This window comes from Pseudomonas sp. 8AS, assembly GCF_902506505.1.
Taxonomy (GTDB): Bacteria; Pseudomonadota; Gammaproteobacteria; order Pseudomonadales; family Pseudomonadaceae; genus Aquipseudomonas.
This window is the reverse complement of record NZ_LR733406.1, coordinates 1,301,842-1,315,026: the sequence shown is the minus strand read 5'-3', so window position 1 is coordinate 1,315,026 and position 13,185 is coordinate 1,301,842. Positions and strand designations below refer to the sequence as shown.

Below are 13,185 nucleotides of genomic sequence, written 5' to 3'. Positions count from 1 at the left end.
ATCCCCCTTGCCGACAACAGGTACAGCTGATGCACAACAGCGCCCATGCGGTCTTCCTCGACCACCACTCGCTCGACCTCGGCGACCTCGACCTGACGCCCCTGCGCCAGGCCTTCGCCAGCCTGACCCTGCATGACGGCAGCACCCCGGACCAGGTAGTGGAACGCCTGCGGGGCGCCCAGGTAGCGATCAGCAACAAGGTCCGCCTCGACGCCCAGACCCTAGCCGCCTGCCCGCAGCTCAAGCTGATCCTGATCGCCGCCACCGGCACCAACAATGTCGACCTCGACGCGGCGCGCCAGCTGAGCATCCGCGTGTGCAACTGCCAGGGCTACGGCACGCCCTCGGTCGCCCAGCACTGCCTGATGCTGCTGCTCGCCCTGGCCACCCGCCTGCCGGACTACCAGGCCGCCGTGCGCGGCGGGGCCTGGCAACGGGCCAGCCAGTTCTGCCTGCTGGACTTCCCGATCATCGAACTGCAGGGCAAGACCCTCGGCCTGCTCGGCCATGGCGAACTGGGCGGCGCCTTCGCCCGCCTGGCCGAAGCCCTGGGCATGCGCGTGTTGCTTGGCGCCCTGCCCGGCCGCCCGGCCCGCGCCGACCGCCTGGCGCTGGCCGAACTGCTGCCCCAGGTCGATGCCCTGAGCCTGCACTGCCCGCTCACCGAGCAGACGCGCAACCTGATCGGCGCCGCCGAACTGGCCCTGATGAAACCCCAGGCGCTGCTGATCAACACCGCCCGCGGCGGCCTGATCGACGAGCAGGCGCTGGCCGACGCCCTGCGCGCCGGTCACCTGGGCGGCGCGGCCTGCGACGTGCTCAGCGAGGAACCGCCGCGCCACGGCAACCCGCTGCTGGCCGCCGACATCCCGCGCCTGATCGTCACCCCGCACAACGCCTGGGGCAGCCGCGAGGCGCGCCAGCGCATCGTCAGCCAGCTGGCGGAGAATGCCCAGGCCTTCTTCGCCGGTGCAGCGCAACGAGTGGTCGGCTAAGCTACGCGCCCTTTTTCCCGAGCGGAGTGCCGCCCATGGACCCACGAAGCGAAGTACTGCTGCGCCAGGCGGAGCTGTTCCAAGGCCCGCTGCTGCTCGCCGGGCTGCCCGCCGACGACCTGCTCGGCCGGCTGTCGGGCGCCCGCGGCTGGAGCTGGCACGCCGGCGAACAGGCCCTGCTGCAGGCCCGTTTCGCCGGGCGCTGCCAGTTCGGCACTGCTGTTCCCGAGCGCGCATTTGATAGCGCCGTGCTGTTCCTGCCGAAGTCGCGCGAGCTGACCGACTACCTGCTGCAGGCCCTGGCCGCCCGCCTGGACGGCCGCGAGCTGTTTCTGGTCGGCGAGAAACGTGGCGGTATCGAGCGCGCGGCCAAACAGCTGGCAACCTATGGCCATGCACGCAAGCTGGACAGCGCCCGCCACTGCCAGCTGTGGCAGGTCAGCGTGAGCCGGGCGCCGGCCAGCCCCGACCTGGAAGGCCTGGCCCGACACTACCAGCTGCAGCTGCACGATGGCCCGCTGCAGGTGGTCAGCCTGCCGGGCGTGTTCAGCCATGGTCGCCTGGATCGCGGCACCGCCCTGCTGCTCGAACAGCTCGACGATCTGCCGGCCGGCCATCTGCTCGACTTCGGCTGCGGCGCCGGGGTGCTCGGCGCCACGCTCAAGCGCCGCTATCCGCACAGCCAGGTCAGCCTGCTGGACGTGGACGCCTTCGCCGTCGCCAGCAGCCGCCTGACCCTGGCCGCCAACGGCCTGGAGGCCGAGGTGATCGCCGGCGACGGCATCGACGCGGCACCCAGCAGACTGGCCGCCATCCTCAGCAACCCGCCGTTCCACCAGGGCGTGCACACCAGCTACCAGGCCACCGAGCAGCTGCTGCGCCAGGCCGCCCAGCACCTGCAGCCGGGCGGCGAGTTGCGCCTGGTGGCCAACAGCTTCCTCAAATACCCGCCGCTGATCGAGCAGCACCTGGGTAGCTGCCAGACGCTCAAGGACGCCGAGGGTTTTCGCATCTACCGCGCCATTCGTCGCTAGACCGAGAGGGCGAGCGAAACCCACGCCAGCGCTACCGCGGGTTTCACTCGACCACTCGGAAGCAAACGTCCCACGTGGGTTGCCCAAGCAGAGCGAGTTGGGCACAATGCCGCCCGTCCTAGGGGAGTAGTCTCCCGTGAGCGCCCGCTCACCCGGCATGCGTCAACACACTTGCTCCACAGAGCATGGCGCATGCGACCTCCGGCCTGCAGCAGGCCTGGGTTTGACAAGACCTATGACACGCACACCTTACCCGGGGCGGGGAGGTCGTACGTGTCATAGCCAACCGTCGAACCCGCCCCTTAGGAATGCCTGATGCTGGAATCCCTGTTCGTCTCCACCGGAATCGTTGCCCTGGCCGAAATCGGCGACAAGACGCAGCTGCTCGCGCTGGTCCTGGCCGCACGTTTCCGCCGGCCCTGGCCGATCATCTGGGGCATCGTCATCGCCACCCTGGCCAACCACTTCGTCGCCGGCGCGGTGGGCCACTGGGTTGCCGGGCTGTTCTCGCCGACCACCCTGAGCTGGATCCTCGCCGCCTGCTTCGCCGCCGTGGCCGTCTGGACCCTGATCCCGGACAAGCTGGACGACGACGAAACCTCCGCCCTCAAACGCTACGGCCCGTTCCTCACCACGCTGATCGCCTTCTTCATCGCCGAGATGGGCGACAAGACCCAGATCGCCACCGTGATGCTGGCTGCCCAGTACCAGCACCTGTTCATGGTGGTCGCCGGCACCACGCTGGGCATGCTGCTGGCCAACGTGCCGGTGGTCCTGGCCGGGCATTTCGCTGCCGATCGTCTGCCGCTGACGCTCATTCATCGCCTCGCCGCCGCCTGCTTCCTGGCCCTGGCGATCTACGCAGCCTGTCAAGCACTGGGCCTGGTCGGCAGTCTCTGAGGATAAGCCGCGCCGCAGGCCGCCGGTCGGGCCAGTCACCGCCCCGGATCGGGCTGGTAAGCTGTGCAAGGAGTTGCACAGTCCCCGCCTGACTGAGGAGCAGTACATGTCACTGGAAGAGATGAAGAAGCGCGTGCGCCAGCACATCGACCTGTCATGGAACAAGGGTCGGCTGGCCCTGGCCGAGCAGTTGCACAGCCCGGACTTTCTCTACAAGAGTTCGTTCATCGGCCGGCCGCTGAACAGCGCGGCCTACGTGCAGATGGTATTGGACATCCGCAGCGCCATGCCCGACCTGGAAGTGGTGCTCGAGGAATGCATCGCCGAAGGCCACAAGGTGGTGACCTGGAGCACCCTGATCGGCACCATCCAGAAACCTGCCCTGGGCTATCCGCCGAGCGACAAGGTGATGAGCATCTCGGCCATGGCCTTCTGGAACCTGACCCCGGCCGGCGATATCCACGAGATCTGCACCATGTTCGACATGGAAAGCTTTCGCTCCCAGCTCGGCCTGCAGACCCAGCCGTTCACCGAGAAAGCCCTGCCCTGAGCCCGCGCACCAACCCCTGACGAACCGGCGCGCAACGGCGCCGGTGCGTGCCGTTACTGCCGGCCCCGGGCCTGCTGGTACAGCGGCATGACCTTGGGAATCGCCGCCTGCAAGGCCGCGATGCGGCTGCCGGAGGACGGGTGGGTGCTCATGAACTCCGGCGGCGCGCCGCCACCGGCACTGCTCATCTTCTGCCACAGGCTGATCGCCGCATTGGGGTCGAAGCCGGCGCGCGCCGCCAGTTCCAGACCGATGATATCCGCCTCGTTCTCGTTGCCGCGGCTGTTGGGCAGGGTCATGCCGTACTCCACCGCGGCATCGGCCAGGACCATGCTGTCGGACCCCAGCCCCAGCAAGGCGCCAGCACCCTGCTTGGCCAGTTCGACGCCGTAGGCCTTGGACATCGCCTCGCGGCTGTGCTCGCGCAGGGCATGGGCGATCTCGTGGCCCATCACCGCGGCGATCTCGTCATCGGACAGCCGCAGCTTCTCGATCAGGCCGCTGTAGAAGATGATCTTGCCGCCGGGGCCGCAGTTGGCGTTCAGCTCCGGGCTGTCGATCAGGTTGACCTCCCACTGCCACTGCGCCGCATCGGCGCGGAAGATCGGCGCCTGGCGGATCAGGCGGTCGGCAATCGCCTGCAGGCGCCGGGCATTCTGGCTGCTCTTGTCCAGCACACCCTTGGTCGAGGCCTCCCCCAGGGTCTGCTGGTAGGACTGCGCATACATCTGGTTGACCTGCTGGGTCGACAGCATGCTGAACATGTACTGCTTGCGTTCGACCCCAACGGCGCCGCCGCTGGTGGTGTTGACCGCCTGACAGGCTGCGAGCAATCCGCAGACAGCCACTCCAGCCAGGCGCAATGGGGTAATCATGGTGTTCCTCCGTCATCACAGGTGGCTCATGCTAGGTCGGCCTCGGCCGCGGGACAACCCGCACCGTTTGCACTATGACCCGCGGCGATCTTTGCTAGTTGCATGGCCGCGCTAATGCTTTAACCCAGCGCGGCCGATAAGCCAGGGACAGGTTACAACTCGATCGTTGTGGAGTCCCTATGCGCTTCAAGTCCATCCAGTTTTCCGTGGTCGTGCTGGCCGGCGCCAGCGTGCTCGCCGTCGTCATCGCCCTGGTGCTGTACGCCCTATTCGCCGGCTCGCGCACCCAGGAACTGGTGCATGAGCGCACCCGGGTATTGCTCGAACAGGTGATCGACCAGCGCCTGATCGCCCTGGCCCTGGCCCAAGTCGGCAGCCTGCAGCAGCAGTTCGAAGCACCGATGAACCTGTCCAAGTCCCTGGCCACCCTCAACAGCCAGATGAGCGCCAATGCCGACGGCACACCAGCCGTCAGCCTGAGCCGTGAAGAGCTGTCCACCCTGACCGGCGTCTACCTGGGCAAGCACCCCGAACTGATCGACCTGTACATCGGCTGGGAGCCCAATGCCTTCGACCAGGACGACGACCTGTACGCCGGGCAGAAGGACAGCGGCTACGACGAGAGCGGCCGCTTCATGCCCTGGTGGTACCGCGACGGCAACGCCCTGAAGCTGGAACCGCTGACGGCCGGCCTGATGGAAAGCGAGAAGATGCTGCCCACCGGCGTGCGCGAGGGCGAATTCTACCTGTGCCCGAAAGCCAGCAAGCAGCCCTGCGTGGTCGACCCGGCCGCCTACGACTTCGGCGGCAAGCAGGTGCTGGTCGCCTCCTTCAACGCGCCCATCCTGGTCGACGGCCAGTTCAAGGGCGCGGTGGGCAACGACCTGGCCCTGGACTTCATCCAGGGCCTGCTCGGCCAGGCCAAGAGCGGGCTCTACCAGGGCGCCGGGGAGCTGGCGCTGATCGCCGCCAACGGCACCCTGATCGCCGCGACCAAGGATGCCGGCCTGATCGGCCAACCCGCCAGCAAGGCCCTGCAGGGCGAGTTGCTGGACCAGCTCAAGCAGAGCAGTGACGAACAGCCCATCCTCCACCTCGACGACGACCAGCAGCAGTTCCAGCTGCTGCTGCCGTTCAAGGTGGCCGGCACCAGCACGCGCTGGACGCTGGCCATCGAGCTGCCGACCGCGGCGGTATTCGCCGACCTGCAGAAGCTGCAATCAGGCCTGGCCGAGCAGGCCCGGGAAGACACCGCCGGAATGACCCTGGTCGGCCTGCTGGTCGCCGGCCTCGGCCTGCTGGTGATCTGGTTCGTCGGCTACGGCATCGCCCACCCGCTCAGGCAGATGGTCGGCATGCTCGAGGATATCGCCAAGGGTGACGGCGACCTGACCAAGCGCCTGCAGGTGGACCGCGCCGACGAGCTGGGACAGATCGCCAAGGGCTTCAACACCTTTCTCGACAAGCTGCAGCAAATGATCCGCGACGTGGTCAGCTCGGTGCAGAAGGTCAGCGACTCGTCGGAATACACCGCCGACATCGCCATCCGCACCAACCAGGGCGTGCAGAAGCAGATGGCCGAGATCGACCAGGTCGCCACCGCCGTGCACGAGATGACCGCCACCGCCCAGGACGTGGCGCGCAATGCCACCCAGGCGGCCGAGGCCGCCAGCCATGCCGACCGCTCGGCCAACGACGGCAAGCACATCGTGCAGAAGACCTCCAGCGCGATTGCCTCGCTGGCCACCGAGATCGGCCGCGCGACCGGCGTGGTGCAGACCCTGGCCAAGGACAGCGAGAACATCAACGCGATCCTGGTGGCCATCCGCGGCATCGCCGAGCAGACCAACCTGCTCGCCCTCAACGCGGCCATCGAGGCGGCCCGCGCCGGCGAACAGGGCCGCGGGTTTGCTGTGGTCGCCGACGAGGTGCGCAACCTGGCGCAGAAGACCCAGCAGGCCACCGAGGAAATCCAGTCGATGATCCAGCAGCTGCAGCACGGCACCCGCGAAGTGGTCAGCGTCATGGAGCAGAGCCAGGCGCGCACCGACGACAGCGTGCAGCAGGCCGCCGCCGCGGCACAGGCGCTGGAATCGATCACCCAGGCGGTGTCGGTGATCAACGACATGAACACCCAGATCGCCAGCGCCGCCGAGGAGCAGAGCGCGGTGGCCGAGGACATCAACCGCAACGTCACCAACATCGGCCAGGTGGCCGGGGAAGTGGCCGGCGGCGCCGACGAGGCCAGCCAGGCCAGCGCCGAGCTGACCAAGCTGGCCGAGCAGCAGCGGCGGCTGATCAACCAGTTCCGCGTGTAAGCGAGGCGATGGGCGGGGCGCCCTGCCCCGCCTTGAGCATTTAGCTCAGGCCTTGTGCGCCCAGCGCTGACGCAGCCAGTCCAGGTCTTCCGGGCGGGTAATCTTCAGATTGTCCGCCCGCCCCTCGATCAGGCGCGGCGCCAGGCCGGCCCATTCCAGGGCCGAGGCCTCGTCGGTCACCGCCACGCCGGCGACCAAGGCATCGGCCAGGGCGCGATGCAGGGCGGCGAAGTGGAACATCTGCGGGGTGAAGGCCTGCCAGATCACGCTGCGATCCACCGTCTCCTGCACCCGGCCATCCGCCCCGGCGCGCTTGAGGGTGTCGCGCGCCGGCACCGCCAGCAGGCCGCCGACCGGGTCATCGGCCAGCTCGGCCAGCAGCAGGTCGAGGTCGGCACGCGCCAGGTTGGGCCGCGCCGCATCATGCACCAGCACCCAGTCGCCTTCCTGCGCGCCCAGTTCGAGCAGCTGCAGCAGGCCATTGAGTACCGAGTCGGCCCGTTCGGCGCCGCCCTCGACCCGCTGGATGCGCGGATCAAGGGCGCCCGGCAGTGCCGGCCAATAGGGATCGTCCGCCGCCAGGCAGAGCACCAGGCCCTTGAGCTGCGGATGATCGAGAAAACAGTCGAGGGTGTGTTCGAGAATGCTCCGCCCGGCCAGCTGCAGGTACTGCTTGGGACGGTCGGCGCGCATGCGCGAGCCGATGCCGGCGGCGGGAATCACCACCCAGAACGGCGGCAGGGTCGCACTGCTCATTCGGCCAGCTGATAGAGGGTCTCGCCCTCTTTGACCATGCCCAGCTCGTGGCGCGCCCGCTCCTCGACGGTCTCGGTGCCCTGCTTGAGCTCCATGACCTCGGCTTCGAGAATGCGATTGCGCTCCAGCAGGCGCTCGTTCTCGCCTTTCTGATCGTCGATCTGGCGCTTCAGCTCGGCCACCTGGGCCAGGCTGCCATCGCCCACCCACAGGCGATACTGCAGGCCGGAGAGCACCAGCAGCAGCGCGAGGAACAACCAGTAGGGAGCTTTAGCCATCGAACTCAGCATCCATAAGCAAAGGGCAGCTTGCGCTGCCCTTCTACCATTTCTTGTACCACTGCTGAAAACGTCGCGAGCAACGGTCAGGCAAGGCGAAATCGGGTGAGGCAGCGCAGTTTACATGCAGTAAATGAGCATGCCGAAGCCGATTTCAACACAGCCTGGCCGAGCGCAGCAGTTTTCAGCCGCGGAACTCGGCACGGCCCTTGTACGGGGCCTTGCCGCCCAACTGCTCTTCGATACGCAGCAGCTGGTTGTACTTGGACACGCGGTCCGAACGGCACAGGGAGCCGGTCTTGATCTGGCCGGCGGCAGTGCCCACGGCGAGATCCGCGATGGTGCTGTCCTCGGTTTCGCCCGAACGGTGCGAGATCACCGCGGTGAAGCCGGCGGCCTTGGCCATCTGGATGGCTTCCAGGGTTTCGGTCAGCGAGCCGATCTGGTTGAACTTGATCAGGATCGAGTTGCCGATCTTCTCGTCGATGCCGCGCTTGAGGATCTTGGTATTGGTGACGAACAAGTCGTCACCGACCAGCTGCACCTTGTCGCCGATCTTGTCGGTCAGCACTTTCCAGCCAGCCCAGTCGGACTCGTCCATGCCGTCTTCGATGGAGATGATCGGGTAGCGCTGGGTCAGGCCGGCCAGGTAGTCGGCGAAACCTTCGGCGCTGAACACTTGGCCTTCACCGGCCAGGTCGTACTTGCCGTCTTCGAAGAACTCGGAGGAAGCGCAGTCCAGGGCCAGGGTCACGTCGGTGCCCAGCTTGTAGCCGGCGTTGGCCACGGCTTCGGCGATGGCAGCCAGAGCGTCTTCGTTGGAGGCCAGGTTCGGTGCGAAGCCGCCTTCGTCACCAACGGAGGTGCTCAGGCCACGGGCCTTGAGCACGGCTTTCAGGTGATGGAAGATCTCGGTGCCCATGCGCAGGGCGTCGGAGAAGGTCTTGGCGCCAACCGGCTGAACCATGAACTCCTGGATATCGACGTTGTTGTCGGCGTGTTCGCCGCCGTTGATGATGTTCATCATCGGCACCGGCATGGAGTACTGACCAGGCGTGCCGTTGAGGTCGGCAATGTGCGCGTACAGCGGCACACCCTTGGCCTGAGCGGCGGCCTTGGCGGCGGCCAGGGACACAGCGAGGATGGCATTAGCGCCCAGCTTGCCTTTGTTCTCGGTGCCGTCCAGATCGATCATGGCCAGGTCGAGGGCTTTCTGCTCGCGGGCGTCTTTGCCCAGCAGCAGGTCACGGATCGGACCGTTGATATTGGCCACGGCCTTCAGCACGCCCTTGCCCAGGTAACGGCTCTTGTCGCCATCACGCAGTTCCAGCGCTTCGCGCGAACCGGTGGAAGCACCGGACGGCGCACAGGCGCTGCCGATGATGCCGTTTTCGAGGATTACATCGGCTTCTACGGTGGGGTTGCCACGGGAGTCGAGAACCTCACGGCCCTTGATGTCGACGATCTTTGCCATTCTTGCTAGCTCCAACAGTTGAAAGGTGCGTGAACGAGGGGCTTATGCCGTCTCGATCGGGGCAAAACTTTTGACCAGATCATCCAGCTGCTTGAGCTGGGTGAGGAAGGGTTCCAGCTTGTCCAGGCGCAGGGCGCAAGGGCCGTCGCACTTGGCGTTGTCCGGGTCCGGGTGGGCCTCGAGGAACAGCCCCGCCAGGCCCTGGCTCATGCCGGCCTTGGCCAGGTCGGTGACCTGCGCGCGGCGGCCGCCGGCGGAGTCGGCACGCCCGCCCGGCATCTGCAGGGCATGGGTGACGTCGAAGAATACCGGGTACTCGAACGACTTCATGATGCCGAAGCCGAGCATGTCCACCACCAGGTTGTTGTAGCCGAAGGAGGAGCCGCGCTCGCAGAGGATCAGCTGGTCGTTACCGGCTTCCTCGCACTTGGCCAGGATGTGCTTCATCTCCTGGGGGGCGAGGAACTGGGCTTTCTTGATGTTGATCACCGCGCCGGTCTTGGCCATGGCCACCACCAGGTCGGTCTGCCGCGAGAGGAAGGCCGGCAGCTGGATGATGTCGCACACCTCGGCCACCGGCGCGGCCTGGTAAGGCTCATGCACGTCGGTGATCACCGGCACGCCGAAGGTCTTCTTCACTTCCTCGAAGATCTTCATGCCCTCTTCCAGGCCCGGGCCGCGGAAGGAGGTGATCGAGGAGCGGTTGGCCTTGTCGAAGCTGGCCTTGAACACGTAGGGGATGCCGAGCTTCTCGGTGACCCGCACGTACTCTTCGCAAGCCTGCATCGCCAGGTCGCGCGATTCCATGACGTTGATGCCGCCGAACAGCACGAACGGCTTGTCGTTGGCGATCTCGATGCCGCCAACCTTGATGATCTTCTGTGCCATGTCCTTATGCCTTTTTCGCTTTCTGGGCCAATGCCGCATTGACGAAGCCGCTGAACAGCGGGTGCCCGTCACGCGGGGTGGAGGTGAACTCCGGGTGGAACTGGCAGGCGACGAACCACGGGTGATCCGGCGCTTCGACCACTTCGACCAGAGCACCGTCACCGGAGCGGCCGGAAACTTTCAGACCGGCGGCCTGCAGTTGCGGCAGCAGCTTGTTGTTGACCTCGTAGCGGTGACGATGGCGCTCGACGATCAGGTCCTGGCCGTAGCAGGCGCGTACCTGTGAGCCGGCTTCCAGCTGGCACTCCTGCGCGCCCAGGCGCATGGTGCCGCCGAGGTCGGAGTTTTCGCTGCGCTTTTCCACTTCGCCAGTGGCGTCTTCCCACTCGGTGATCAGGCCGACCACCGGATGCGCGCTGGCCTGATCGAATTCGGTGGAGTTGGCGTCCTTCCAGCCCAGCACATTGCGGGCGAATTCGATCACCGCCACCTGCATGCCCAGGCAGATGCCCAGGTAGGGAATCTTGTTCTCGCGGGCGTACTGCACGGTGGTGATCTTGCCTTCCACGCCGCGCAGGCCGAAACCGCCGGGCACCAGGATGGCATCGACACCTTCGAGCAGGCCGGTGCCCTTGTTCTCGATGTCTTCCGAGTCGATGTAGCGCAGGTTGACCTTGGTACGGTTCTGGATGCCGGCATGGCTCATCGCTTCGATCAGCGACTTGTAAGCATCCAGCAGCTCCATGTACTTGCCGACCATGGCGATGGTGACTTCCTTCTCCGGGTGCAGCTTGGCATCGACCACGCGCTCCCACTCGGACAGGTCGGCACCCTCGCAGTTGAGGCCGAAGCGCTCCACGACGAAATCATCCAGGCCCTGGGCATGCAGGATGCCGGGGATGCGGTAGATGGTGTCGGCGTCCGGCAGGCTGATCACCGCACGCTCTTCGACGTTGGTGAACAGGGCGATCTTGCGCCGCGAGGACAGGTCGATCTCGTGGTCGGAGCGGCAGACCAGCACATCCGGCTGCAGGCCGATGGAGCGCAGCTCCTTGACCGAATGCTGGGTCGGCTTGGTCTTGGTTTCGCCGGCAGTGGCGATGTACGGCACCAGGGTCAGGTGCATCAGCATCGCGCGCTTGGCACCGACTTCCACGCGCAGCTGGCGGATCGCCTCGAGGAAGGGTTGCGACTCGATGTCGCCCACCGTGCCGCCCACTTCCACCATCGCCACGTCGGCATCGCCGGCGCCCTTGATGATGCGCCGCTTGATCTCGTCGGTGATGTGCGGGATCACCTGGATGGTCGCGCCCAGGTAGTCGCCACGGCGCTCCTTGCGCAGCACGTCTTCGTAGACGCGGCCGGTGGTGAAGTTGTTGTTCTGGGTCATGCGAGTGCGGATGAAGCGCTCGTAGTGGCCCAGATCCAGGTCGGTCTCGGCGCCGTCGTGGGTGACGAACACTTCACCGTGCTGGAACGGGCTCATGGTGCCCGGGTCGACGTTGATGTAGGGGTCCAGCTTGAGCATCGTGACCTTCAGGCCCCGCGCCTCCAGGATGGCCGCCAGTGAAGCCGAAGCGATGCCTTTCCCCAATGAAGAAACAACACCACCCGTGACGAAGATGTAGCGCGTCATGAAAAATCCTAGAAGTCTGCGTTCAAGCGGTCAGCGCCGCCGGGGTGAAAGCGAGGTCGGCACACTCGGCCAACCTGAAATAAGCAAGCCACTGCGGGTTCCGAGGGAATCCGCAGAAAGCAGTAACAAGACGGGAGCGTAGTCTACCGGAAAGGCCCTTTCAGCTCAAACCTTGCGCGTTCGTCGGTGGCTGCCAGCACAAGCGCCAGTCGCCCAGCTGCGAACCATCGATTCCCGGCAGGTTGGCCACCGCCAGCAGCTCCTCGCCGCGATAGAGCAGCGGCAAACGGCCGCGGACAAACGCCGGCACGCCGCGCTCGTTGAGCAGCCGCTTGAGGTCGCGATGACCGCGCCCGGGGAGCGCCAACACTTCGCCGCCGACGCGGTAGCGAATCTGCAGCCCCTGCTGCGGCCCGCATCCCTGCAGGCTGGCCCAGCCATTGCCGGGCAACGCCATGGGGCGCGCCGGCACCGCCCAGGGCCCCGGCGCCAGCGGCTGGCGCAGCCAGTCGCCGGCCAGCCACCACAACCGTTCGTCGGCACGCCTGAGTTCGCCGGCGGCCAGGCGCCAGATCGGCGCGGCAGCGATCCCGGCATCGCGCAAGGCGTCCCAGCCGGCCCAGTGGTCGCTGTCCGGCAAGGCCGTCAGGGGCGCCAGCCAATGGCGCAGGGCATTGCGCTGGCGCGGCGGCGACAACTCTCGCAGCGCTGCCAGCTGCAACACGGGCAGGTTCAGCCAGGCGAACTCGCCCGCCCCCCGCGCAGGCGCCAGGTCGCCGACCGCCAGTTCATCCAGCAGACCCTGCGCCTCGCGCAGATGGGCGGCGCTGCGCGCCAGATTCTGCAGCGCCTGCGGCCAGTGCCGCGCCAGCGGCGGCAGCACCTCGTGGCGGAGGAAGTTGCGCGCCAGGCGGCTATCGGCATTGGAGGGGTCCTCCACCCAGCACAGCCCCTGCTGCTCGGCATAGGCCTGCAGTTCGGCGCGCGACACGCCCAGCAACGGTCGCAGCAACTGGCCACGGCCCAGCGCCCGCTGGGCCGGCATGCCGGCCAGGCCGCGTACGCCGGCACCGCGCAGCAGACGAAAGAGCAGGGTCTCGGCCTGATCATCGCGGTGCTGACCGGTGAGCAGCAGCTCGCCCGCGCCCAGGTTGCGCTCGAACGCGGCATAACGCGCCTCACGGGCGGCCCGCTCGAGGCTGGCCCCGGCCTCGACCCGGACGTATTCGACCTGCAGCGGCACACCCAGCGCTGCGCACAGCTGCCGGCAGTGCGCCGACCAGGCATCGGCCGCCGCCTGCAGCCCGTGGTGGACGTGGATAGCGCCAAGCGCAGGCAACGACTCGCGCTCGCGCAGACGCACCAGCAGGTGAAGCAGCACGCTGGAATCCAGACCACCGGACAGCGCTACCCGCCAGGCCGGCGCGGCCAGCCAGGGTTGCAGCGCTGCGTGCAGTCGAGCTTCGAGAGAGATCATCGGC

General features: G+C 66.8%; 12 protein-coding genes, 1 pseudogene and 1 riboswitch. Of the genes and pseudogenes, 6 read left to right on the top strand and 7 right to left on the bottom strand.

Features of this window, described 5'->3' with window-relative positions; genetic code table 11:
- The first annotated feature begins 29 nt into the window (after nucleotides 1-29).
- The 4 genes from GV001_RS06100 to GV001_RS06085 all read left to right on the top strand — a co-directional run bounded on the left by GV001_RS06100 (nucleotide 30) and on the right by GV001_RS06085 (nucleotide 3,479).
- Nucleotides 30-995 carry a 2-hydroxyacid dehydrogenase gene (locus GV001_RS06100; protein ID WP_160078751.1) on the top strand — a complete coding sequence of 322 codons (966 nt, stop codon included), beginning with the start codon at nucleotides 30-32 and terminating at the stop codon, nucleotides 993-995.
- A gap of 35 nt (nucleotides 996-1,030) precedes the next feature.
- Nucleotides 1,031-2,029 carry a class I SAM-dependent methyltransferase gene (locus GV001_RS06095; RefSeq protein ID WP_160078750.1) on the top strand — a complete coding sequence of 333 codons (999 nt, stop codon included), beginning with the start codon at nucleotides 1,031-1,033 and terminating at the stop codon, nucleotides 2,027-2,029.
- 109 nt (nucleotides 2,030-2,138) lie between these two features.
- A riboswitch (yybP-ykoY riboswitch) is annotated at nucleotides 2,139-2,298 on the top strand.
- A gap of 49 nt (nucleotides 2,299-2,347) precedes the next feature.
- On the top strand, nucleotides 2,348-2,929 hold the full coding sequence (locus GV001_RS06090) for a TMEM165/GDT1 family protein (protein WP_178091846.1): 582 nt from the start codon (nucleotides 2,348-2,350) through the stop codon (nucleotides 2,927-2,929).
- Between the two features lie 106 nt (nucleotides 2,930-3,035).
- On the top strand, nucleotides 3,036-3,479 hold the full coding sequence (locus GV001_RS06085) for an ester cyclase (RefSeq protein WP_160078748.1): 444 nt from the start codon (nucleotides 3,036-3,038) through the stop codon (nucleotides 3,477-3,479).
- Between the two features lie 53 nt (nucleotides 3,480-3,532).
- Here the strand turns inward: GV001_RS06085 and GV001_RS06080 are convergent, their stop codons facing one another.
- A complete protein-coding gene (locus GV001_RS06080; protein ID WP_160078747.1) occupies nucleotides 3,533-4,354 on the bottom strand; it encodes a M48 family metallopeptidase in 822 nt (273 codons plus the stop codon).
- Nucleotides 4,355-4,533: 179 nt separating this feature from the next.
- Between GV001_RS06080 and GV001_RS20305 the strand changes: the two are divergent.
- Together GV001_RS20305 and GV001_RS20300 are read left to right on the top strand one after the other, a co-directional pair.
- Nucleotides 4,534-5,817: pseudogene (locus GV001_RS20305) on the top strand (HAMP domain-containing protein); the annotation flags it as partial.
- 12 nt (nucleotides 5,818-5,829) lie between these two features.
- On the top strand, nucleotides 5,830-6,672 hold the full coding sequence (locus tag GV001_RS20300) for a methyl-accepting chemotaxis protein (protein ID WP_372238574.1): 843 nt from the start codon (nucleotides 5,830-5,832) through the stop codon (nucleotides 6,670-6,672).
- 45 nt (nucleotides 6,673-6,717) lie between these two features.
- Here the strand turns inward: GV001_RS20300 and ispD are convergent, their stop codons facing one another.
- The 6 genes from ispD to tilS all read right to left on the bottom strand — a co-directional run bounded on the left by ispD (nucleotide 6,718) and on the right by tilS (nucleotide 13,181).
- A complete protein-coding gene (gene ispD, locus GV001_RS06070; protein ID WP_160078745.1) occupies nucleotides 6,718-7,428 on the bottom strand; it encodes a 2-C-methyl-D-erythritol 4-phosphate cytidylyltransferase in 711 nt (236 codons plus the stop codon).
- Entirely contained in the window at nucleotides 7,425-7,706 is a 282-nt protein-coding gene (gene ftsB / locus GV001_RS06065) for a cell division protein FtsB (protein ID WP_160078744.1), read from the bottom strand. Before ftsB ends, ispD begins: the two co-directional genes overlap by 4 nt.
- 184 nt (nucleotides 7,707-7,890) lie before the next feature.
- The gene (eno, locus tag GV001_RS06060) at nucleotides 7,891-9,180 is read right to left on the bottom strand and encodes a phosphopyruvate hydratase (protein WP_160078743.1); all 1,290 of its coding nucleotides are present in this window, start codon (nucleotides 9,178-9,180) and stop codon (nucleotides 7,891-7,893) included.
- Nucleotides 9,181-9,222: 42 nt separating this feature from the next.
- Entirely contained in the window at nucleotides 9,223-10,068 is an 846-nt protein-coding gene (gene kdsA, locus GV001_RS06055; protein ID WP_160078742.1) for a 3-deoxy-8-phosphooctulonate synthase, read from the bottom strand.
- Nucleotides 10,069-10,072: 4 nt separating this feature from the next.
- On the bottom strand, nucleotides 10,073-11,704 hold the full coding sequence (locus GV001_RS06050; RefSeq protein WP_160078741.1) for a CTP synthase: 1,632 nt from the start codon (nucleotides 11,702-11,704) through the stop codon (nucleotides 10,073-10,075).
- Nucleotides 11,705-11,864: 160 nt separating this feature from the next.
- Nucleotides 11,865-13,181, bottom strand: a complete 1,317-nt coding sequence (tilS, locus tag GV001_RS06045) for a tRNA lysidine(34) synthetase TilS (protein ID WP_178091805.1) — start codon at nucleotides 13,179-13,181, stop codon at nucleotides 11,865-11,867.
- Nucleotides 13,182-13,185: the final 4 nt, after the last annotated feature.